The 20873-nt window shown below is 71.2% G+C and carries 22 protein-coding genes; 6 read left to right on the top strand and 16 right to left on the bottom strand.

Features of this window, described 5'->3' with window-relative positions:
- Positions 1–165 precede the first annotated feature (165 nt).
- Genes IM770_RS09665 through IM770_RS09655 form a run of 3 tightly spaced genes read right to left on the bottom strand, consistent with a single transcriptional unit; the run spans position 166 to position 3410 of the window.
- The gene (locus tag IM770_RS09665) at positions 166–1053 is read right to left on the bottom strand and encodes a glycine betaine ABC transporter substrate-binding protein (protein ID WP_203580918.1); all 888 of its coding nucleotides are present in this window, start codon (positions 1051–1053) and stop codon (positions 166–168) included.
- A gap of 21 nt (positions 1054–1074) precedes the next feature.
- The gene (locus IM770_RS09660; protein WP_203580917.1) at positions 1075–2046 is read right to left on the bottom strand and encodes an ABC transporter permease; all 972 of its coding nucleotides are present in this window, start codon (positions 2044–2046) and stop codon (positions 1075–1077) included.
- Positions 2043–3410, bottom strand: a complete 1368-nt coding sequence (locus IM770_RS09655; protein WP_203580916.1) for a quaternary amine ABC transporter ATP-binding protein — start codon at positions 3408–3410, stop codon at positions 2043–2045. Before IM770_RS09655 ends, IM770_RS09660 begins: the two co-directional genes overlap by 4 nt.
- Before the next feature lie 487 nt (positions 3411–3897).
- Between IM770_RS09655 and IM770_RS09650 the strand changes: the two genes are divergently transcribed.
- Genes IM770_RS09650 through IM770_RS09640 form a run of 3 tightly spaced genes read left to right on the top strand, consistent with a single transcriptional unit; the run spans position 3898 to position 5926 of the window.
- Positions 3898–4290, top strand: a complete 393-nt coding sequence (locus tag IM770_RS09650) for a GntR family transcriptional regulator (protein WP_203580915.1) — start codon at positions 3898–3900, stop codon at positions 4288–4290.
- Entirely contained in the window at positions 4287–5234 is a 948-nt protein-coding gene (locus tag IM770_RS09645) for an ABC transporter ATP-binding protein (protein ID WP_203580914.1), read from the top strand. The genes IM770_RS09650 and IM770_RS09645 overlap by 4 nt, the downstream gene beginning before the upstream one ends.
- Positions 5231–5926, top strand: a complete 696-nt coding sequence (locus IM770_RS09640; protein ID WP_203580913.1) for a hypothetical protein — start codon at positions 5231–5233, stop codon at positions 5924–5926. The genes IM770_RS09645 and IM770_RS09640 overlap by 4 nt, the downstream gene beginning before the upstream one ends.
- A 164-nt stretch (positions 5927–6090) precedes the next feature.
- On the opposite strand, the gene IM770_RS09635 is transcribed toward IM770_RS09640, so the two are convergent.
- Both IM770_RS09635 and IM770_RS09630 read right to left on the bottom strand, forming a co-directional pair.
- Entirely contained in the window at positions 6091–6531 is a 441-nt protein-coding gene (locus tag IM770_RS09635; protein ID WP_203580912.1) for a DUF3237 domain-containing protein, read from the bottom strand.
- Between the two features lie 10 nt (positions 6532–6541).
- Positions 6542–6853, bottom strand: coding sequence for a chorismate mutase (locus tag IM770_RS09630; protein WP_203580911.1), 312 nt, complete (start codon positions 6851–6853; stop codon positions 6542–6544).
- Between the two features lie 105 nt (positions 6854–6958).
- On the opposite strand from IM770_RS09630, the gene IM770_RS09625 reads away from it, so the two are divergent.
- On the top strand, positions 6959–8191 hold the full coding sequence (locus IM770_RS09625) for an AI-2E family transporter (protein ID WP_203580910.1): 1233 nt from the start codon (positions 6959–6961) through the stop codon (positions 8189–8191).
- 58 nt (positions 8192–8249) lie between these two features.
- Here the strand turns inward: IM770_RS09625 and IM770_RS09620 are convergent, their stop codons facing one another.
- The 10 genes from IM770_RS09620 to IM770_RS09575 all read right to left on the bottom strand — a co-directional run bounded on the left by IM770_RS09620 (position 8250) and on the right by IM770_RS09575 (position 17084).
- Positions 8250–9140 (bottom strand): ComEA family DNA-binding protein, encoded by an 891-nt coding sequence (locus IM770_RS09620; RefSeq protein ID WP_203580909.1) that lies wholly within the window; start codon positions 9138–9140, stop codon positions 8250–8252.
- Positions 9137–9661, bottom strand: coding sequence for a hypothetical protein (locus IM770_RS09615; RefSeq protein WP_203580908.1), 525 nt, complete (start codon positions 9659–9661; stop codon positions 9137–9139). Before IM770_RS09615 ends, IM770_RS09620 begins: the two co-directional genes overlap by 4 nt.
- A complete protein-coding gene (locus IM770_RS09610; RefSeq protein WP_203580907.1) occupies positions 9658–10425 on the bottom strand; it encodes a 4Fe-4S single cluster domain-containing protein in 768 nt (255 codons plus the stop codon). The genes IM770_RS09615 and IM770_RS09610 overlap by 4 nt, the downstream gene beginning before the upstream one ends.
- Entirely contained in the window at positions 10422–10637 is a 216-nt protein-coding gene (locus tag IM770_RS09605; protein ID WP_203580906.1) for a DUF2997 domain-containing protein, read from the bottom strand. The genes IM770_RS09610 and IM770_RS09605 overlap by 4 nt, the downstream gene beginning before the upstream one ends.
- A 47-nt stretch (positions 10638–10684) precedes the next feature.
- Positions 10685–12307, bottom strand: a complete 1623-nt coding sequence (locus IM770_RS09600) for a Ycf46 family AAA ATPase (RefSeq protein ID WP_203580905.1) — start codon at positions 12305–12307, stop codon at positions 10685–10687.
- A gap of 28 nt (positions 12308–12335) precedes the next feature.
- Positions 12336–13136 carry a hypothetical protein gene (locus IM770_RS09595; protein WP_203580904.1) on the bottom strand — a complete coding sequence of 267 codons (801 nt, stop codon included), beginning with the start codon at positions 13134–13136 and terminating at the stop codon, positions 12336–12338.
- Positions 13133–14002, bottom strand: a complete 870-nt coding sequence (locus tag IM770_RS09590) for a hypothetical protein (RefSeq protein WP_203580903.1) — start codon at positions 14000–14002, stop codon at positions 13133–13135. Before IM770_RS09590 ends, IM770_RS09595 begins: the two co-directional genes overlap by 4 nt.
- Positions 14003–14141: 139 nt before the next feature.
- On the bottom strand, positions 14142–15332 hold the full coding sequence (locus IM770_RS09585) for a lactonase family protein (RefSeq protein ID WP_203580902.1): 1191 nt from the start codon (positions 15330–15332) through the stop codon (positions 14142–14144).
- Between the two features lie 116 nt (positions 15333–15448).
- On the bottom strand, positions 15449–16735 hold the full coding sequence (locus IM770_RS09580; RefSeq protein ID WP_203580901.1) for an adenylosuccinate synthase: 1287 nt from the start codon (positions 16733–16735) through the stop codon (positions 15449–15451).
- Between the two features lie 142 nt (positions 16736–16877).
- The gene (locus IM770_RS09575) at positions 16878–17084 is read right to left on the bottom strand and encodes a dodecin family protein (protein ID WP_203580900.1); all 207 of its coding nucleotides are present in this window, start codon (positions 17082–17084) and stop codon (positions 16878–16880) included.
- Between the two features lie 252 nt (positions 17085–17336).
- On the opposite strand from IM770_RS09575, the gene IM770_RS09570 reads away from it, so the two are divergent.
- Together IM770_RS09570 and IM770_RS09565 are read left to right on the top strand one after the other, a co-directional pair.
- Entirely contained in the window at positions 17337–18473 is a 1137-nt protein-coding gene (locus tag IM770_RS09570) for a TerC family protein (RefSeq protein WP_203580899.1), read from the top strand.
- Between the two features lie 94 nt (positions 18474–18567).
- Entirely contained in the window at positions 18568–19878 is a 1311-nt protein-coding gene (locus tag IM770_RS09565; protein ID WP_203580898.1) for a hemolysin family protein, read from the top strand.
- A 99-nt stretch (positions 19879–19977) separates the two neighbouring features.
- On the opposite strand, the gene IM770_RS09560 is transcribed toward IM770_RS09565, so the two are convergent.
- On the bottom strand, positions 19978–20841 hold the full coding sequence (locus tag IM770_RS09560) for a PhzF family phenazine biosynthesis protein (protein WP_203580897.1): 864 nt from the start codon (positions 20839–20841) through the stop codon (positions 19978–19980).
- Positions 20842–20873: the final 32 nt, after the last annotated feature.

Here is a 20873-nt window from a genome sequence, read left to right as displayed (position 1 = left end):
AACCCGGCCGTTGATCGTGCATCCCGCGCGCTCGAGGCGTTTCGTCTGCGGGCGCCAGAGCGCCCTCCGCTCAACGACCGGAACCCGGCCGTTGAGCGAGCGAGGAACGAGCGAGACGAAACGCCCCGGACCCGCGAGCGACACCGGCCCGCGGCATCACCGCCGTCAGCGGGTCAGGCCGTCGGCCCACTCGTGGTTGTCGGCGATCCACTCCGCGACCACCGGACCGTAGTCGTCGCCGTCGTACTGCCCGAACATCGCGTCCTCGAGGGAGTACAGCAGTTCGTTGTCCATCCGGAACGCCTCGAGCCACTCCGCCACCTCGGGGAAGTCGTCCGCGAACGCCGTCGACGCCACCGTGTGGATGCCCTCGGCGTCGCCGAGCAGCCCGTCCGGATCCTCGAGGTCCTTCAGCGGGAACGCGTTGTACGCCCAGTGCGGACGCCAGAGTGTGACGGCGACGTCTCGTCCGGCATCCGTCGCCGCCTGCAGCTCGGTGAGCATTGCAGGCGTCGACGAGGTGACGAACTCCATGCCCTCGAGGCCGTAGCCGGGGATGACCGCGTCCTGCGTGACGGTGACCAGGCCCGACCCCGCCTCGATGCCGACCAGGCGGTTGCCGAACACGTCGGCGTTCGCGGCGAGCTCGTCGAGCGAGTCGATGGGGGCGTCCTCGTTCACCGCGATGGTGAGCTTCGCCTCGTCGTTCCAGGCGCCGAGGTCGACGAGGTCGTCGCCGTACGTCTGCATGTAGTCCGCGTGGGTCAGCGGCAGCCAGGTGTCGAGCGTCAGGTCGTAGTCGCCGTTCGCGATGCCCGTGTACGCGGCGGCGGGATCGGCGTAGGCGAGCTCGACGGTGTATCCCTCCTCCTCGAGCACGGCCTTCCACAGCTCCGACGCGGCGATGCCCTCGTCCCAGCCGTTGAACACGGCGATCCGCAGGTGCCCCTTGTCGTCGCCGCCGACGCCGCTCTGGACGAGCGCGCCGTTCACGAGCAGCGCGGCGGTGCCTGCCAGCGCGAGCCCGCCGGCGATGATGCGTGCCTTGGCCATGTCAGCTCCTCTCCGGTCGTCTCACGCGGGCACCGGCTCGGGCCGCCGGGCGTCGGTGTCGGGAACGGATGCCTCGCCCTCGGCCGCGACGGGCTCGGTGTTCTCGGCCGCCGGGGTGGCGGCATCCGTCTTCCCGTCCTTGGCGGTGGTCCGTGCACGACGCGTGCGCGGCTGCGAGAAGCCGGAGGTGATGCGGTCGAGGATCATCGCGAGGATGACGACCGAGAGGCCCGCCTCGACGCCCAGCGCGATGTCGATGCGGCTGAGGCTCTGCACGACCGCGCCGCCGAGACCCCCGGCGCCGACCATGCCGGCGATGACCACCATCGACAGGCTCAGCATGATGACCTGATTGACGCCGGCCATGATGCTCGGCAGCGCGAGGGGCAGCTGGATCTGGCGCAGGATGCGCGCGGGCGACGCACCGAAGGCGTGTCCGGCCTCGACGATCTCGGGGTCGACGCCCCGGATGCCGAGCTCGGTGAGGCGCACGCCGGGGGCGAGGGCGAACGCGATGGTCGCGACCATGCCGGGCACGGGTCCGACGCCGAAGATGAGCATCGCGGGGATCAGGTACACGAACGCGGGCATCGTCTGCAGGAAGTCGAGCACCGGTCGCAGCACCGTCGAGACGCGGTCGCTGCGCGCGGCCCAGATGCCGAGCGGCACGGCGATCGCGATCGCCACGACGGCGGCGAGGATCACCAGGGCGAGCGAGTCCATCGCGTTCGACCACTGGCCGACGGCGACGATCACCAGGAGGCCTGCGGCGCTGCCGAGGGCGAGCACGAGGCCCTTCGACCAGTACGCGAACGCGGCGATCACGAGGATGACCGCCCAGAACGGCGGGGTCGACAGCGATGCGTCGAGCCAGTCGTAGAGACCCCGGAAGATCACCGAGACGATGTCGAAGAAGCCGCCGAAGACGTCGATCACCCAGCGGACCGCGCCTTCGACGACGTCGCCGAGCGGGAGGCGGAAGAGGTCGTTCATCGGGCGGCTCCTTCCATTGCACGGGCACCGTCGGGGCCGATGCGCGTGGGAGGCGCGGAACGGCCGGCGAGCGGGGATGCGGGCGCAGCCGCTGCGGGCTGCTCGACGGCCGCCAGCGTCTGCACGATCTCGCTGGCCGGCACGGACGCCGGCAGGTCGATGACCGGGTTCTCTCGGGTGACCGGCGGCACGTCGCCGAGCGCCGCGAGCAGCGTCACGCGCGGGATGGTGCCGACCAGGCGGCCGGCGTCGTCGACGACGGCGACGGGCAGCGGGCTCTCGACCGCGCGCTCCACGACGTCGGCGAGCGGGTCGTCGACGTGCACCGCCGGGCGGCCGGCGCGCACGAGCGACCGCAGGTCTGTGCGGCCGTCCTTCACGGCGCGGATGACGGCGCGGTCGGTGACCGTCCCGAGGAAGCGCCGGTTCTCGATCACCGAGACGGCGCCCACCTGCAGGTCGCGCATGACGCGGAGTGCACCGCGCACGCCGGCGCTCACGGGCGTCGTGGCGACGGGCGGGGCCATGACCGACCCGGCGGTGAGCACGCGGGCGCGGTCGACGTCCTGCACGAACTGCGCGACGTAGTCGTTGGCGGGATCGGTGAGGATCTCTTCGGGCGTGCCGTTCTGCACGATGCGCCCGTCGCGCATGACCGCGATGCGGTCGCCGAGGAACATCGCCTCGTTCAGATCGTGGGTGATGAAGACGATCGTCCGGCCGAGCTCGCGCTGCAGCTCGACGAGCTGCTCCTGCATCTCGCGCCGGATCAGCGGGTCGAGGGCCGAGAACGCCTCGTCCATCAGCAGGATGTCGGTGCCCGCCGTCAGGGCGCGGGCGAGGCCCACGCGCTGGCGCATGCCGCCCGACAGCTCGTCGGGCATCGCGTCGGCGCGGTCGCCCAGGCCCACACGGTCGAGGATCTCGCGGGCGCGCGCACGGCGCTCGTCGCGGCCGACGCCCTGGATCTCGAGCGCATAGGCGGCGTTGTCGAGCACCGACAGGTGCGGCAGCAGCGCGAAGTGCTGGAACACCATCGAGATGGAGCGCTGACGGATGCCGCGCAGCTCCTTCGCGGAGGCCTTGACGACGCTGCGGCCCTGGACGAGCACATCCCCGGCCGTGGGCGGCAGCAGTCCGTTGAGCATGCGGATCACGGTGGACTTGCCCGATCCGGACAGTCCCATGATGACGAAGATCTCGCCGGGCTCGACGGTGAAGCTCGCATCGATGACGGCCGCCGAGCCCGCGTCGGCGACGTCGGCGCGCGTCGCGCCGGCGCGCAGCCGCCGCATCGCGTCTTTCGGATGACGTCCGTAGACCTTGAAGAGGTTCTTCGCCTCGATGGCAGGCGGAAGGGTCACTGTGCACCTCGGCAGCTCCGGTGCGGAGCTGCAGCGGTCGCGCCCGGGTGGCGGCCGTCCCCGCAGCGGATGTCGGATCCGCGCTGCGGCCGCCGACCATACGCTCACCGGTCTGACGCTCGGGCATCACCGGAGACCGCGGACTGGTCGGGAAGCGGCCCATGACGGGCCTCATCCACCGTTCCATGGGCCCGGGAGCGCCGCAAATTCGACACGGAGCGGCCGCTTCGCTACCTCGCGCACGCGCGATAGCACGGCTTCGCGGTGGTCGGGCCGGGGCCACCCACCGGTCGTTGAGCGGAGGGCGCTCTGGCGCCCGCAGACGAAACGCATCTCATGTGCCGGGCTGCGCGGCTTGGTGCGTTCGCCGGCTGCGCGCGTTTCGTCTCGCTCGTCCCTCGCTCGCTCACGACCGGGAGGCGGTTGACGTCAGTCAGTGTTCTGTGGTTACTTAGTCAAGTAAGTAACCAACACACAGGGGGCGGGTGTGATCGAAGAAGGCAAGGCGCTGTTCCTCCAGATCGCCGAGAGCGTGGAGGACGCGATCATCGACGGCTCGCTGGCCGAAGAGGCGCAGGCGCCGTCGACGAACGAGCTGGCCGCCTTCTACCGCATCAACCCCGCCACTGCCGCGAAGGGAGTCGCGATGCTCACCGACAAGGGCGTGCTGTACAAGCGGCGCGGCATCGGCATGTTCGTGGCGCCGGGCGCGCGCGAGCGCCTGATGACCGAGCGCCGCACCGCCTTCGCCGACCGCTTCGTCGAGCCGCTGCTCGCCGAGGCCCGCAAGCTCGGGCTCGGGCCCGAAGATCTGGCAATGCTCATCCGCGACCGCGCCTCGGCGGCGGTCGCCACCACCACGGAAGGGAACGCACGATGACGACCGGGACGCACGTCATCGAGGTGAAGAACCTCACCAAGCGCTACCGCGACATCGTCGCGGTAGATGACGTGAGCTTCACCATCGAGAAGGACACCATCTACGGCCTGCTCGGCCGCAACGGCGCCGGCAAGACGACCGTCATGTCGATCCTCACCGCACAGAACTTCGCCACCAGCGGGAACGTGCGCGTGTTCGGCATGCAGCCCTACGAGAACGCCAAGGTGCTGTCGCGCATGTGCTTCGTGCGGGAGAGCCAGAAGTACCCCGACGACGCGCTGCCCAAGCACGCGTTCGGCACCGCGAAGCTCTTCTTCCCGAACTGGGACGACGAGCTGGCTGCGCAGCTGATCGACGAGTTCCAGCTGCCGATGAACACGCGGATCAAGAAGATGTCGCGCGGGCAGCTGTCGGCGGTCGGCGTGATCATCGGCATCGCCTCGCGGGCAGAGATCACGTTCTTCGACGAGCCGTACCTCGGCCTCGACGCCGTCGCACGGCAGATCTTCTACGACCGGCTGCTCGAGGACTACGTCGCCCACCCCCGCACCATCATCCTGTCCAGTCACCTGATCGACGAGGTGTCGAACCTCATCGAGCGCGTGCTGGTCATCGACCGCGGGCGCATTCTGATCGACGAGACGACGGACGCGCTCCGCGACCGCGCCGCCAACATCGTGGGCGACGTGGCGGCGGTCGACGCCTTCGTCGCCGGCCGCGAGGTCATCCACCGCGAGGCGCTCGGGCGCGTCGCGTCGGTGACGGTGCTCGGGCGGCTCACGGCCGCGGAGCGCGCGCAGCTCGCCGCGGCGGGACTGGACGTGGCTCCCGTGTCGCTGCAGCAGCTGATCGTCCGCACGACGCAGCACTCGGCATCCGATTCCGCATCACCCGACGCCGCGGCGGCAGCGCCCGCGACCTCCGAGGAAGGAGCGCTGCGATGAACCGCACCGTCAACGTCGTGCGCATGCAGCTGATCAACAAGCAGACGTTCGTGTGGGTGCCGCTGATCGTGCTCGGCGCCTCGTTCGCGATGTCGATCGCGATCTACGCGATCCTCTATACATCCGGTCTGCCGGGCCCGTTCTACGGCGGCGGGTCGCAGGCGCCGCTGTGGGTGCTGCTGTTCGTCGGCATCTCGTCGCTGACGCTCACCTTCCCGTTCTCGCAGGCGATGAGCGTCACGCGACGCGAGTTCTACCTCGGCACGATGCTGGCCGCAGCGATGTGCGCCGTGCTGCTCGCGATCGTCTTCGCGGTCGGCGGCATGGTCGAGGACTGGACGAACGGCTGGGGCATCAACGGGTACTTCTTCGCCCTCGACTGGGTCGTCGAAGACGGCCCACTCGGCGCCGCGTTCTTCTACTTCGTGATGGCGATGCTCATCTTCATGCTCGGCTTCTGGTCGGCGACCGTCTACAAGCGGTCCGGCGCCCTGCTGCTGACCCTCATCTGGGTCGGTGTGGGCGCGCTCCTGCTGGTCGCCATCTGGGCGATCACGTACTACGAGGTGTGGCCCGAGGTCGTCACGGCGCTGGTCGAGCTCGGTGCCGTCGGGCTTGCCGCGTGGGGTCTCGCGCTGACCCTCGTGCTCGGCGGGATCTCGTACCTCACCCTCCGGCGCACCGTGCCGTGACACAGGACCCGGGGTCAGGCTTCGGCCCCGGAGGAGCGGATGCCCCGACCCGGCGATCGCGCCGGGCCGGGGCATCCGTCATCTCGGCATCCGTCATCTCGGCATGAGCGTGGGCGCGGACATCGAGGCCCCCGCGCGCGTCGTGAACCATCACGCTCAGCGGGCTACGGCGCGAGCGGCTCCCACACGAGCTCGGCGACGTCGAGCACGATCTCGGGGCCGCCGCCCGCGGCGACACCGGAACGGACCTCGCCCACGCACACGCACACCGCATCGTTGAGCCGGCGGTACGCGGGGTGGTCGCTCACGTGGAGCACCGCGCCGACGACCTCGCGGGCGCCCACGGGCTGGGCGCGACCGTAGCCGCGGCACTCGAGGAGCACGGTGGCGCCGTCGGTGGTCTCGATGACGCCGCGGATGTCGGGGACGAAGGGCCCTGCCGCGGTGCGGCGCAACGGGAAGTTCGCGGCGTGGAAGCGACCGGCGAGCTCGCCCTCGGCCGTGCCCTCGGCGGAGTAGAAGTGCTGCTCCCAGCCGCCCTCGAGCTCGACCGCCCAGCCCTCCGGATAGGAAAAGCGCAGGCGGTAGAGGGGCTCGAGTCGCATGGTGCGGTCGTCAGCGGCTGCCGGCCGCCCCGTTGCCCTCGCGCAGCACCTCGTGGTGGCGGATGACCTCGGCGACGACGAAGTTGAACCACTTCTCGGCGAAGGCCGGGTCGAGGTCGGCGTCTTCGGCGAGGGTGCGCAGTCGCGCGACCTGCTGCTCCTCGCGGGCGGGGTCGGACGGCGGCATGCCGTGCTCGGCCTTGAGGTGACCCACCTGCTTCGTGGCCTTGAACCGCTCGGCGAGCAGGTACATCAGCGCGGCGTCGATGTTGTCGATGCTGCTGCGCAGCCGTGCCAGCGTCGTCGTGGGGTCTTCGGTCATGGCTCCTCCTCGCTCCTCGACGATACCCGAGCGGTCCGGCCGGTCCCCCGGCTGTGACGCAGTGGCTCTGTCTCGGCGCCGCGGGCCGGCCCTAGAGTGTGACCCATGACCGACACCTCGCCCTCGCTCGGCGCCACGGCCGCTGAGGCCGCCGAACCCCTGTCCGTGCCCGCGACGGCGGGCACCGACAGCCAGCCGGTGGGCGAGGCTGACGCCGGCGCCGCCGCGGCGCGCCCGGACGGGCAGGCCGCCCCGGTGTTCACGGGCGAGGCGCCCGCGGGCAAGACGTTCTGGGCGAACCTCAACAGCCCGTTCCGGCTCGGGCTGGTGCTGACGCTCGGGGCGCTGGCCGCCGCGGCGCTCGGGCTCGCCTTCTGGAACCTCTCGACGATCATCATCTACATCGTCTTCGCACTGTTCGCCGCGCTCGGGCTCGACCCGATCGTCCGCTGGTTCGGGCGTCACAGCGTCTCGCGCCCCTGGGCGATCGTGATCGTGTACACGGCCTTCGCCCTCGTGCTGACCGGCGTGCTGCTGCTGGTGGTGCCGACGCTGGTCAAGCAGATCACCGCCTTCTTCAGCGATCTGCCGCAGACCGTCGACGACTTCCAGGCGTCGGACTTCTACGGCTGGCTGAGCTCGACCTTCGGAGGTCAGGTCGGCGCCATCACCGACCAGGTCGAGAAGTTCCTCACGAACCCCGCGAACATCGCCGCGATCGGCGGCGGGGTCGTGAACTTCGCGATCAACGTCGGCACGACGATCTCGGGTCTCATCATCGTGCTCGTGCTGAGCCTGTACTTCCTCGCGGGCCTGCCGACGATGAAGGTGGCCTTCAACCGGTTCGTCGCCGCCCGCAACCGTGCCAAGGCCGCCGAGATGACCGACCAGATCACCGACTCGATCGGCGCCTACCTCATGGGCATGGTCGTCCTGGCGTTCTGCAACTCGATCGTCGCGTTTCTGCTGCACCTCTTCCTGGGGCTCCCCTTCCCCGCGCTCATGGGCGTCCTGGCGTTCCTCATCACGCTGATCCCGCTCATCGGTTCGGTGCTGTACTGGATCACCGCGACCGTCATCGCGCTGTTCACGGGGTGGCTCCCGGCCCTGATCTTCGCGGTGATCTACCTCGTCTACATGCAGCTCGAGGCGTACGTGCTCACCCCCAAGGTGATGAACAAGGCGATCGCCGTGCCGGGCGCCCTCGTGGTGATCGGCGCGATGGTCGGCGGTACGCTGCTGGGCCTCCTCGGCGCCCTGGTCGCGATCCCGGTCACGGCGTCGATCCTGCTCATCATCAAGCAGGTCTTCATTCCCAAGCAGGACGCGAAGATCTGAGCCGTCCGCCGCAGGGCGGGGGGGACGGATGCCGCGGGCCGCGGCATCCGTCATCGCCTCAGTAGTCGACCCGGCGGCCGAACCGGCGCTCGCCTCGGGGGCGCGGGGAGCACGTGGCCACGCGGCGGAGGCGTACGATCTCGTGCGGCTGGAGGCCGACGGTCTCGCCGAAGTCCTCGAGCGACGTGAAGCCGCCCTGCGCCTCGCGTTCCTTCACGGCGCGGCGGGCGCGCGAGCGGTTCATGCCGGGCAGATCCTCGAGCTCGGCCGCCGCGGCGGTGTTGACGTCGACCGTCTCGGCGGGGGTTCCGGGCGCGACGAGGTCGTTGCTCGACGCGCCGACCGCGGCCGCGAGCGCGGCCGACTCGGACGGCTTCGCGCTCTCCGCGGCCTTCGCCTGCGCGGCCTTCGCCTTCGCTTCGGCCGACGCGCGTTGCGCGGCTGCCGCTGCCGCGGCGGCGTTGCGCTGCCGGCGCGACCGGCGAGAGGGCTTCTTCACCGGCGCCGTCGCCGCCGCCGCGGCGGTCTCGCCGGCATCGGAGGCGCGGGCACCGGCGTCGGTGGCCGATGCGCGATGCCACGTCGCCGGGCGGCTGCGTGCGGCGACATTCCCCTGACCGGTGCGCTCGAGGCGGCGCTGCCACATCGTGCGCAGCCATCCCGGGTTCACGGCGAGCGCGACCACCATGCCGCCGAGGTACACGATCGCGCGCGCCAGCGGCTGCCACTGCCCCCAGATCTCGAAACTCACCAGGAGTGCGGCCGCGCCCCACACCACCCCGAGGATGATGAGGCGGCGACTGCGCGACGCGACGCCGATGATCGAGAACCCGAGCCACGTGAGGATCGGCCCGGGGAACACCGTCAGCAGCATCCACGAGCTCATCCCGAGCAGCCAGCCGATGCTCGGCGCGTCGCTCGCGGCGGCCGCGCGGGCGGAGCTGCTCATGCGTAGTCCTTGACGTCGAGCACCATCGTGACGGTGTCCTGGTCGTCGCGCGTCTCCGACACGAGCTCGAAGCCGGCCGACGCCGCGCGCTCGCGGATGCGTGCCGCCACGGTCTGCTGCACGCGGAGCGCGTACGCCGCGTCGAGGCGCTGGACCAGAGCCGCGGCATCCGTCTCGGCCAGCTCGAGGCCGTCTGCGCGCCGGAAGTGGGCCGCCCACACGCCTTCTTCGGAACGGGCCATCTCGAGCTCGACCCCCTCGACGAGCGCCGTGAGCCGGTCGCCGTCGTACGCGACCTGGGTCGCGCCGAGGTCGCGGAGGGCGTCGCCGAGCAGGTCGGGGTCCTTCATGCGGGTGCGCACCGAGATGGGTCGCGCGCCGCCGTCATCGACGGCCCCCGTCTCGGCGCCGTCGGACTCGCGGTCGCCGCCGAGCTGGCTGAGCGCACCGATGCCGCCGGCGGCGGAGATGGCGGTGACGGCGGCGAGCGCCGCGGGGATCAGGATCAGCGACACGCTCATCGCGCGGCCTCCGCTCTCGTTCGTGCGTGCGCGGCCACCTGTGCGGGGCTGTCGGCACGCGGGCCCAGGTCTTCCAGCAGGGCGGCGAGCGCGGCATCCGTCGCCCACCCGTTCACCGCGACGACGCCGTCGCGGTCGATGCGCACCTCGAGCCGGTCGTCGCCGCCCGACGCGGCGATGCGGCGCACGTCGTCGGCGTACCGGTCGCTGAGCGCGCGGATGCCCTGGTTGCGCGAGCCCACCCACGGGCGGCGCGCGTCGGGCAGGTCGCGCAGGTACGGCCCGTCGCACAGCAGGTCGGTGGCCTCGAGCAGCGCGGCGATGTCGTCGCGTCCGGCGGCCACCCAGCCCTCGAGCCGGTCGAGCGGATAGCCGGTGAACGTCATGACGCCGAGGCCCGCCTCGCGAAAAGCGCGGGCGACGGATGCCGCGGCCCCTGCCTGGTCGAACGGCTCGCCGCCGAGCAGCGTGAGCCCCTCGACTCCGGCCGCCGCCGCCTGTGCGACCCACTCGGCAGCGGTGCCTGCCACGTCGGTGACGCGCCCGCCGCGCTCGGCCCACAGCTGCGGGTTGAAGCATTCGGGGCAGTGGACCGCGCAGCCCTGCAGCCACACGGCCGCGCGCGGGCCGGGACCCTCGGCCTCGGTGGCCGGGAGGAATCGCGACCAGCGCAGCGTCTCGCCGTCCCGGCGCGCGGGCGCGACCGTGCCGAGGAACGAGGTCTCACCCCCGCGGCCCCGCGCTTCGGCGACGACGACGGTCACCGCAGGCCGTCCGGCTGCTCGGCGTCGACCGCCGTCGTGCCCTGCACCGACGCGGTCGTGTAGTCCTCGGTGAAGCTCGACGAGACCGTCTCGGCGTCGAGCAGTGCCTCGAGCGCCTCGATGTGGTCGAGGCACTCCGGTCCGTGCATGCCGATGGTCTCGGCGTCGACGGTGCCGTCGGCGCGGAGCCTCACCACGAGCTGCTTGGCCATGATCGATCCGTCCTGTCGTTGCGTCGGGCGCTCGGTGTTCGGGGGGCTCAGTAGTCGACCGTGCGGCCGCCGCGACGCGACGACAGCGCGCCCTCGGTGACCGCGCCGCTCAGCTCGGCCGAGTCGAAGTCCTCGGTGCCGGTCGCGCGCACGGCGCGCTCCGTCGCCCACGCGCGGATGCGCTGCACCTCTTCGGCCTGCGTCACGGCGAGCGGGATCATCGTATCCACCACCTGCCGCACGGTGTCGGTGGTGACGCCGCCGCCCCCGCTGAAGCCCTCGTAGAGAGCCGACACGACCGACTGCTCGATCTCGGCGCCCGAGTGGTTCTCGCTCGCCGCGACCAGCGCGGCGACGGCGTCGTCGTCCGAGACCACCGCGTCGAGGCCATTGGCCGAGGTGGCACGCGAGGCCAGCTGGATCCGCCAGATCGCCTCGCGCTCGTGCGCGGTGGGCAGGTCGACGAAGAAGATCTCGTCGAAGCGGCCCTTGCGGAGGAACTCCGGCGGCAGCGCGTCGATGTTGTTCGCGGTCGCCACGACGAAGACCGGATGCTTCTTCTCCTGCATCCAGGTGAGGAACGTGCCGAAGACGCGTGCGGTGGTGCCCGAGTCGCCCTGGCCGGTCGTGTTGGAGAAGCCCTTCTCGATCTCGTCGACCCACAGCACGCAGGGGGCGACGGCCTCGGCGGTCGCGATCGCGGTGCGGAGGTTCTGCTCGCTCGAGCCGACGAGACCCGAGAAGATGCGGCCGATGTCCAGGCGCAGGAGGGGCAGTCCCCACGACGCCGCGGTGGCCTTCGCCGTCAGGGACTTCCCACACCCCGGGATGCCGGTGATCAGCACGCCCTTGGGCGCCGGGAGGCCGTACTCGCGTGCGCTGCCGAGCCACGAGCCGTCGCGCCGCGACAGCCACCGCTTGAGGTTGTTGAGGCCGCCGACGTCGTCGAGGTCGATCTCGGCGGGCACGAACTCCAGCACGCCCGACTTGCGCACCACCTGGCGCTTCTCGTCGAGCACGATCCGCACGTCCTGCGCCGAGAGGGTGCCGTCGTTGACCATGGCGCGCGCGAAGGCGTTCTCGGCCTCGGCCATCGAGAGTCCGAGCGCCGCGTGCACGAGCTGGTCGCGCGCCTTGTCGTCGGCGTCGACGCGGATCCGGCCCCCGCCCGACGCGTTGTTGTCGATCATCGTCTCGAGCAGCTCGCGGATCTCTGCGGCCGTGGGGAGCGGGAAGTCGAGGAGATGCGTGACCTCGTCGAGCTCGGGCGGGATGACCCGCACCGGTGCGGTGATCACCAGGGTGCGCGACACGTCTCCGTGGCGGAACTCGAGGGCCGTCTCGCGCACGGTGCGCACGAGGGCCGGGTCGCCGGTGCGATGCTCGCCCCCGAAGTAGGCGTGCAGATCGCAGAAGACGAAGACGCTCGGAGTGTCGATGCCGGCGACGTGCTGCAGCGCGCGTGCCGGGTTCGCCGTGTTGCCGATCGCCTTGCCGTCGGGGCCGACGAGACCGAGCGCGGCCGTCCAGGTCCAGAGCGCACGGGGATGCCGCTGGGTCTCGGCCGCATCCGAGATGGCCGCGATCGCGCGCACCTCCTCGTCGGTCTCGATGTACAGCAGCGGCAGGCGTGCCTTGAACGACTCGGTGAGAGTGTCGGCGAACGTCACGTCAGCTCCTTCTCGAACGGATGCCGCGTCATTGCGTCGGCGTGGGGGTCGGGGTGGTCGTGGGGGCGGGGTCGCCCGCGGGGGTGTCGAGCGTGATGGTCCACGTGCCGTCGCCGGTGTCGGCGTCGACCTGGAACACCACGCGGTCGGTCGGCTCCCAGGACGCCCGCACGTCGACCTCGTCGAACTCGTTGACGAGCGAGTCCCACCCGCCGACCGTGACGGCCGCCACGAGGAACAGCCCCGAGCCCGTGTGCTGGAAGCGGCCGCTGAGCGCGTCGCCCTCGTACATCAGCACCGCGTTGCCCTGTCCCGTCGCCGTCTCGCCCATGGGGACGACCTCCGGCTTCGTGACACCGGCGGTCCAGTCGGTCAGCGTCGCTCCGAACCAGAGGAGTCCGTCCTCATCGCCCGGGAGCACCAGCACGTCGCCGTCGGGATAGAGCGAGCCGAGATAGCCGGGCGAATCCCACGCGTCCGACTCGACGTCGAACTCGACGCCGTTCTGCTGGTACACCGGCACCCAGTCGTCGCCACCCTGGCTGTCGGGGTCGGTGAACATGAGCAGGTCGGAGTCGGCGTCCAGGCGCACGAAGCCGCCCTCGGCCGTGCCGTGCAGCACGCCGTCGACGACCTCGTACTCCTGCGGGTCATCGGCGAGCCAGGGCCAGTCGTTGTCGCCCGGCACCTCGTCGACGTACACGTCGCCCGTCACCGGGTTGATCGCGACCTGCGGGAGCACGAGGAACGCGATGATCGCGACGACGACGGTGCCGACGAGCCAGGTGACCATCGAGAACCGCCGGATGCGCTCGGCGCCGGCGCTCACTGATCCGCCCCCGCGGTCGAAGGCGTCGGGTCGGTGGTGGGGGCGGCGGTCGGAGCGGTGGTGGGGGCGGCGGTCGGAGCGGTGGTGGGGGCGGCGGTCGGAGCGGCGGTGGGGGCGATCGGGTCGGCGAAGGTGATGGTCCAGCCGGTCTCGTCCCACGCGTCGATCGCGAAGAGCACGATGTCGCCGTCCTCCCACGCGATGGAGCGGTCGGTGGGGTCGAACTCCGCGAAGACCTCGGTCACCCCCGCGGTGGTGACGCTCTCGATGGTGACGCCGCCCTCGCCTCGCGTGCTGACGCGCGCGGTCGTCACGTCGCCTTCGAGCAGGAAGGCGGCGGGACCGAACCCGCTGACGGTGCCGGAGCGGGTCTCGAGCGGCGGGGTCGTGATCTGCAGACGCCACCGCTCGTCGCGGAACCCGTCGATCCACAGCTCGACGTCGGGCTGCGGCACGATCACCCACAGCCCGTCGGTCGCCGCCCACGACTCGAACTCGGCGGGCTCGCCGTAGGGGCCCTCGACGAGGGTCTCGCCGTCGGGGCCCGTGACGGCCACGCGACCGACGTAGGTGTCGTCGAGTTGGGTGAGGAGGAGGGGCTGAGCCGGATCGAGCCCTTCGAGCCGGATCACGGCCCCGTCGACGCCGCTGTAGACGCCGTCGCCCTCGTCGTCGGCGACGGCCGGCCGGGGGTTCAGCCACGGCTCGTAGGCGTAATCGTCGTTCGACGACACGTCGTCGCCCGCCTCACTCAGCACCGCGCCGGCGATGATGCCGATCATGACGAGCCCGATGGTCCACACGGAGGCGTTGAAGGCGAGCAGGCGGCCGCGCGCCGCGCCGCTCAGCGTCGTGTTCGAACTCATTCCCGCCTTTCCGACCCCGACCAGGCTATACAACCGGGGGCAGGCGCTCGGACCGGCCGCTCCCGCCGGGCGGCGACCCCGCTCTCGCTCAGGAGCCTCCGCGCGATCTGCGTCGCGCGCGGGCGTCGAGGCGAGGCGCTCAGCGCACCGGGAGGAGGCAGGTCGGCGTCGGGGCCGCGGTCCGGTGCCGCACGCGACCGGGCACCCCGGTGCGGATGTCGAGCGTGAGCGAGGCGACCTCGTCGGAGCGCTGGCCGGCGACGAGCAGGATGTCGCGGACGACCACATGGTGGCGCGGCCACTCGACGCCCGCGTCGACGAGCGCGACCGGTTCGACGGTCTCGCCCGCGCCGCGGACGCGCAGCGTCGCGATCGTGTTGCTGCCCCGGACGCCGGCGTAGAGGAACGCGCCGTCACGCGAGGCGGCGAGCTCAGCGGCGCTGTCGCCGGGCAGGGTGCCGGCACCGAGCGGCGCACCGCCCGCCAGGCGCCACACCTCGGGGCCCGAGCCGGACGCCGGAGCCGACGGCGCAAGCACGAACAGCTCGCACGAGAGCTCGGTGACGACGTACAGGTGCCCGCTCGGGTGCCACACCATGTGGCGCGGTCCGCTGCCCTGCGGCAGCGTCACCTCCTGCACGAGGCGCAGCCCGCGGCCGCTGTCGCGCCAGAACCGCACCAGGTCGAGGCCGAGGTCGGTCGTCGCGATGAGCCCGCCGGGCAGGAACACGGCCTGGTGCGCACGGGACGGGCGCACCGCGGCCGCATCGCCGGCGTCGGTCGCCGCGGCGTCCTCGCGGTCGTGGTCGGGCACCAGGTGCGCGAACTCCGCTCCCGCCGCCTCGCGCAGCGCGCGCGCGGCTGCGGCGAGGTCCAGGTCGCCGGGGGCGGGTGCCGGGGCCCCCGGGCCGTGGGGATCGACGGCCGCGGCGGCGAGGGCGGGCGACGACGGCCGGCCCGCGGCATCCAACTCCATCCGCACCACGCGTCCGTCGCCCCAGCAGCTCGCCACGAGGAAGCGGCCGTCGGGCGAGACCGCGACGTGGCACACCGCCTCGCCGGCGGGCACCGGGTCGCCGAGCGGCACGAAGGCCGCCTCGCCGGTGCGCCGGAACGCCTGCACCTGCTGGCGCGCCTCGAGCGCCGCGTAGACGACGTCGAGGGTCGGGTGCGGCGCGAGCCATGACGGCGACGCGGTCGTGGCGACGTCGCCCGCGAAGGCCAGCGCGCCGCCCGCCGAGGCGTCGTCCGCGGCGCCGGCGAGCAGCATCCCGAATCCGGTCGCGCTGCCGTCCATGTCGGCGGTGTACCCGCCCAGCCAGAACCTCACCGGTTCCACCCCTTTCTCAGATCAGGAGATCTCGCGGATACAGGAACCATCCGCGCACTATCGTCCTGCCTCGGCCAGATCTCCTGATCCGGGCGAGTGGTCAGGCCGCGCGTGCGTCAATCGACGAGGTCGTGGCGCACGATCACGGCGTCGCGGGCCGCGCCCACGCCGATCACCGAGATGCGCGTGCCGCTCATCGCCTCCAGCGCGAGGACGTAGTCCTGCGCCTCGAGCGGAAGCTCCTCGAACGACCGGGCGGTCGAGATGTCCTGCTTCCAGCCCGGGAAGTACTCGAGGATGGGCTTCGCGTGGTGGAAGTCCGACTGGTTCACCGGGATCTCGTCGAACCGCTCGCCGTCGACCTCGTACGCGACGCACACCGGGATCTGGTCGAGACCGGTGAGGATGTCGAGCTTGGTCAGCACCAGGTCGGTGATGCCGTTGATGCGCGTCGCGTAGCGGGTGATGGGTGCGTCGTACCAGCCGACGCGGCGCGGGCGACCGGTCGTCGTGCCGAACTCGAAGCCGCGCGAGCGCAGGAAGTCGCCGTTCTCGTCGAACAGCTCGGTCGGGAACGGGCCCGATCCGACGCGGGTCGTGTACGCCTTGACGATGCCCACGATGCGGTCGAGGCGGTTGGGGCCGACGCCCGAGCCGGTCGCGGCGCCGCCCGCGGTCGCCGACGACGACGTCACGAACGGGTAGGTGCCGTGGTCGACGTCGAGCATGGTCGCCTGGCCGCCCTCGAACACCACGACGTCGCCCTCGTCGAGCGCCTCGTTGAGCAGGAGCGCGGTGTCGGCGACCATCGGGCGGAGGCGCTGGGCGTACGACAGCAGGTCGTCGACGATCTCGTCGGCGGTGATGGCGCGGCGGTTGAAGATCTTCACCAGCAGGTGGTTCTTCTGATCGAGGGCGCCCTCGACCTTCTGGCGCAGGATGTTCTCGTCGAAGAGATCCTGCACGCGGATGCCGACGCGGTTGATCTTGTCGGCGTAGGCGGGGCCGATGCCGCGGCCGGTCGTGCCGATCTGGCGCTTGCCGAGGAAGCGCTCGGTGACCTTGTCGAGGGTCCGGTGGTACTGCGTGATGATGTGGGCGTTGGCGCTCACGCGCAGACGCGACGTGTCGAGACCGCGCGCGTGCAGCGCCTCGAGCTCGGCGAAGAGCACTTCGAGGTCGACCACGACGCCGTTGCCGATGACGGCGTTCACACCGGGAGAGAGGATGCCCGACGGCAGCAGGTGCAAGGCGTACTTCTCGTCGCCGATCACGACCGTGTGGCCGGCGTTGTTGCCGCCGTTGAACTTGACCACCCAGTCGGTGCGCTCACCGAGGAGGTCGGTGGCCTTGCCCTTGCCCTCGTCTCCCCACTGGACTCCGACGATCACGATGCCTGGCATGGGCTACTCCCCCGTTATCGGACGGTTACACCCCATCCTATCGGGATGCTCCACCACGCCTTCTGGCGTCGAGGTGAGCGCGCGGGATACCGGGGGTCCCGCCGCCGGCGGGGCTCCCGGGCATGGTCGACGTTGCCTCGGCTCAGTCCGGGACGTACTTGAAGGACAGCTGGAGCCGCGCCCGGAACAGCAGCGTCCCGTCGTCGCCCACCACGATGTCCTGCTTCGTCACCTCGGCGATGCGGAGGTCGTGCACCGACCCTGCGGCCGTGGTGATGGCTTCGCGGGCCGCCTCCTCCCACGACGAGTCGCTCGTGCCGATGACGTCGATCACTCGGTAAACGCTCATGTCGAACCCCTCACGCCTCGATGCCGACACCTCCATGGTGATCTCATCGGCCAGGCGATGGAAGGGGCCGCCATTCGGCGAGTTCCCAGGCAACGCCCGGCGCGGGCCTCTAGTCTGCCAAGACCCAAGGGGAGTACTCCGACACGGTCGGCTCGTCATTACGGATGCAGGGCGCATCCCGGGCGACCGGTCCTCGTTCGAGGATGGAGAAGACCTTGACGCCGCTTCGTCGCGCCAGGTCTGGAGTCGCTCTTGCACATCACCCCGCTCGTGTGGGTCATCACGATCGCGGTCACCATCGCGTTCTTCGTCTACGAGTTCTTCGCGCACGTGCGCAAGCCTCACGAACCGACCATCGGCGAATCCGCCCGGTGGTCGGCCTTCTACATCGGCCTCGCTCTGCTGTTCGGTGTCGGCATCGGTTTCGTCTCGGGCTGGACGTACGGCGGCGAGTACTTCGCGGGGTACCTCACCGAGAAGGCGCTGTCGATCGACAACCTCTTCGTGTTCCTCATCGTGATGACCGGGTTCGCCGTCCCGAAGATCTACCAGCAGAAGGTGCTGATGATCGGCATCGTGATCGCCCTCATCCTCCGGGGCGCGTTCATCGCCGTCGGCGCCGCCCTCATCGAGAACTTCTCGTGGGTCTTCTATCTGTTCGGCGCACTGCTCCTGGTGCTCGCGTACCGTCAGGCGTTCACCCACGGCGAGGCCGATCCCGCCCAGGGCCGGTTCATGTCGTTCGTGCGCCGGATCCTGCCGGTGAGCGATGAGTACAACCGCGATCGCCTCACCGTCGTCAAGGACGGCCGCCGCTTCGTGACGCCGATGCTGCTCGTGATCATCGCGATCGGCTTCGTCGACCTCATCTTCGCCGTCGACTCGATCCCCGCCATCTACGGCCTCACCGAGCAGGCGTACATCGTCTTCACGGCGAACGCGTTCGCTCTGATGGGCCTGCGCCAGCTGTACTTCCTCATCGGCGGGCTGCTGGAGCGCCTGGTGTACCTCGCCCAGGGCCTCGCGGTCATCCTCGCCTTCATCGGCGTCAAGCTCGTGCTGCACGCGATGCACGTCAACGAGCTGCCCTTCATCAACGGCGGCGAGCCGATGCTGTGGGCCCCCGAAATCCCGATCTGGTTCTCGCTGCTGTTCATCGCTGCCACGATCGCCGTCGCGACGGTGGCGAGCCTCGTCAAGACCCGCGGGGAACGCGGGCGCCCGCTCATCGCCACGGCCGCCACGGCGGTCGGGGGTGACGGGGCCGCCGATCGTCCGCACCCCGGCCCCGCGGACGCTGCTCCCGCCCCCACGACCCCCGCGGATACAGACCCCGCGGCCGAACCCGCGGACATCGAACCCGCGGAAGCCAGAAAGGAATTCTCTTGAGACGCCACCGTCGCGGTGCCACCGCCGCCGACCCTGACAGTCCCGGCGCCCGGATGACCCCGGGCACCCCCGCTTCCGAGCCGAAGTCCTGCTGATGGCCGACCTGCTCTGGAACATCGCACTCGTCATCGTCTTCGTGCTCATCGGCGGCGTCTTCGCGGCGACCGAGATGGCGCTGGTCACGCTCAGGGAGAGCCAGCTCAACACCATCGCCGCGCGCGGGCGGCGCGGCCAGAAGGTCGCCGGCCTCGCCCGCAACCCCAACACCTTCCTTTCGGCGGTGCAGATCGGCGTGACGGTGGCCGGCTTCGCGTCGGCCGCCTACGGCGCCACCTCGATCGCACCCTCGGTGGCACCGCTGTTCGTGCTGTGGGGCGCGTCCGAGCAGCTGGCGTCGACCATCGCGACGATCGTGCTCACCCTGGTGATCGCGTACCTCTCGCTGGTGCTCGGCGAGCTGGTGCCCAAGCGCCTGGCGATCCAGCGCAACGCGCAGTTCGCCTACGCGGTGGCGCCGGTTCTCGACGGCTTCGCGACGATCATGCGGCCGGTCATCTGGCTGCTGTCGGTGTCGACGAACGCCGTCGTGCGGCTGCTCGGCGGCGATCCGCACAAGGCCGCCGAAGAGCTGAGCGAAGAGGAGTTCCGCGACATCGTGGCGACGCAGCAGGGGCTGCCCGACGACGAGAAGCGCATCCTCGACGACGTGCTGTCGCTCCGCGGCCGCCAGATCAGCGAGGTGATGCGTCCGCGTCCGGAGGTCGTCGCGCTCGACGAAGCCGCCACCATCGCCGAGGCGGTGGCGCAGGTGCGCGAGCTGCCGTTCTCGCGCTATCCCGTCGCGGACCGGTCGATCGACGACATCGTCGGGTTCGTCCACGTCCGCGACGTCTTCGAGGCGGCGGCCCTCGATCCGGCGGCGCCGGTTCAGCGCCTCATCCGCCCCATCTCGTACCTGCCGTCGACGGCGGGCGTGCTGCCCACCCTCACGCGCATGCGGGCCGACGGGCACCACATCGCCGTCGTGGTGGACGAGTACGGCGGCACCGACGGCATCGTCACGCTCGAAGACCTCGTGGAGGAGGTCGTGGGCGAGATCTTCGACGAGTACGACACCGCCGCCGACCCCGTGGCGGTGGGCGGCGAGCTCGACGGCCGCCTGAATCTGCAGGACTTCGAGGAGCTGACCGGACTCGCGCTGCCGCGCGGTTCGTCCGACACGGTGGCGGGCTTCGTCATCGAGCAGCTCGGACGCCTGGCCGCCGTCGGCGACACCGTCGAGCTGGACGGCGCGACCATCCAGGTCACGGCGCTCGACCGTCGGCGCATCTCCGCCGTGCGGGTCAGCACGCGGACCGGTGCAGAGACGGAGGCGCCGACCGGCGTCGGCGAACGCAGCGCATGAGCGCGACGGCGGGCGGGAGTGCCGCGGGGCGCGTGAGCGCCGCGGCGTGCAGGAGAGCTCGGCGCGTGAGCGCGGCGGCGGGCAGGAGAGCGGGCTTCCTCAGCCGGTGCCTGCGGTGTCGATGCGCGCCGCCGACCCCGACACGACGATTCCGCCCTCCGCCGGGATGTCGACGGTGAGCTCGCTCGGCCGGCCCACGTGGCTTCCCTGGAGGATGACGACGCGGGCCGGCGGGCGCGCGGCACCGGTGGCTCGAAGGTAGCCGCCGGTCGCTGCCGCGGCAGCGCCGGTCGCCGGATCCTCGACGATGGACCCGACGGGGAAGACGTTGCGCGCGTGCCAGCGGTCATCGGCCTCGGGCCACAGCATGATCATGGTCGCCGGCCATCCCCGCTCGTCGAGCACCTGCCGCGCACGGACGGGGTCCACCCGGAACCCGTCGAACACCGCTCGATCGGCGATGACGACGAGGGGGTGCCAATTGCCGCCGAACGCCAGCGCGGGGTGGAAGCGGGGGTGCAGGTCGGCCTCCGACAGTCCGACCGAGTCGAGGACGTCGGCGAGCGCGTCATCGGGCAGCGGCGCGATGCCGGGCTCGACGCCCGTGAACGACACCCGCCGCTCACCGGTCGTCCCCGTGGTGGTCTCGATCTCGACGACGCCGACCGGCGTCTCGAACGAGATCGCACCGTCACCCTCCTCGGCGGCGATCGCGGCCGCCGCCGCCACGGTGGCGTGTCCGCAGAACGGGACCTCTGCCAGGGGCGAGAAGTAGCGGATCGCCCGGCGTCCGGCGCCCCGCCCCGCTTGCACGAACGCCGATTCGGCGTACCCGAGGTCGGCGGCGATGCCGAGCATCGCGGCATCCGTCAGTCCTTCCGCGTCCAGCACGACGCCTGCGGGATTGCCGCCCGCCGCGTCGGAGGAGAACGCCGTCCACTGCTGGATCTCGACCGGGCTCATGCGGCCACGATAGGTCACCGGGAACAGGCCGG

This window comes from Microbacterium hibisci (assembly GCF_015278255.1).
Classification (GTDB): domain Bacteria; phylum Actinomycetota; class Actinomycetes; order Actinomycetales; family Microbacteriaceae; genus Microbacterium; species Microbacterium hibisci.
The sequence above is the reverse complement of the archived record's forward strand: the minus strand, read 5'-3'. Positions and strand labels throughout refer to the sequence as shown.